At 37.1% G+C, this 844-nt stretch carries 1 protein-coding gene; it reads left to right on the top strand.

Going from position 1 to position 844, the window contains the following annotated elements; translation table 11 throughout:
* Positions 1 to 104: 104 nt before the first annotated feature.
* Positions 105 to 844 (top strand): aldehyde dehydrogenase family protein (locus V7183_RS18000; protein ID WP_438825182.1); only part of this gene is annotated, 740 nt, incomplete at its 3' end.

The following is an 844-nucleotide window of genomic DNA, read 5'->3' as shown; positions in this document are numbered from 1 at the left end:
TTAATTTTTAAAATATAAGTCTAAGAATATTTGAATAAATCTAAATTATCGTGTAGAATAATGTTGTAAAATGTAAACGTTTTTCTAAGGGGAGGCTAAAAAGAATGGTAGTAGCATACAAACATGAGCCATTTACAGATTTTTCAGTAGAGGCTAATAAATTAGCGTTTGAAGAAGGTTTAAAGAAAGTAGAATCTTATCTTGGACAAGACTATCCATTACTTATCGGGGGAGAAAAGATCACTACAGACGAGAAAATCATTTCTGTAAACCCTGCAAATAAAGAAGAAGTTATTGGTCGTGTTTCAAAGGCAAGCCGTGAATTAGCTGAAAAAGCAATGCAAGTGGCGGATGAAACATTCCAAACTTGGAGAAAGTCAAAACCAGAAATGCGTGCAGACATTTTATTCCGTGCTGCAGCAATCGTTCGCCGTAGAAAACATGAGTTCTCTGCTATTCTTGTAAAAGAAGCAGGTAAACCATGGAATGAGGCAGATGCTGATACAGCAGAAGCAATCGATTTTATGGAATATTATGGTCGTCAAATGTTGAAATTAAAAGACGGTATCCCAGTAGAAAGCCGTCCAATTGAATATAATCGTTTCTCTTACATTCCATTAGGAGTAGGTGTTATCATTTCTCCTTGGAACTTCCCATTCGCAATTATGGCAGGTATGACAACAGCTGCATTAGTTTCTGGTAACACAGTATTACTAAAGCCAGCTAGTACAACACCTGTAGTAGCAGCGAAATTTATGGAAGTATTAGAAGAAGCAGGCTTACCAGCTGGTGTAGTAAACTTCGTCCCTGGTAGTGGTTCTGAAGTTGGTGACTACTTAGTAGA

This window comes from Bacillus sp. JJ1127 (genome assembly GCF_036965845.1).
GTDB lineage: Bacteria > Bacillota > Bacilli > Bacillales > Bacillaceae_G > Bacillus_A.
The sequence above is the reverse complement of the archived record's forward strand: the minus strand, read 5'-3'. Positions and strand labels throughout refer to the sequence as shown.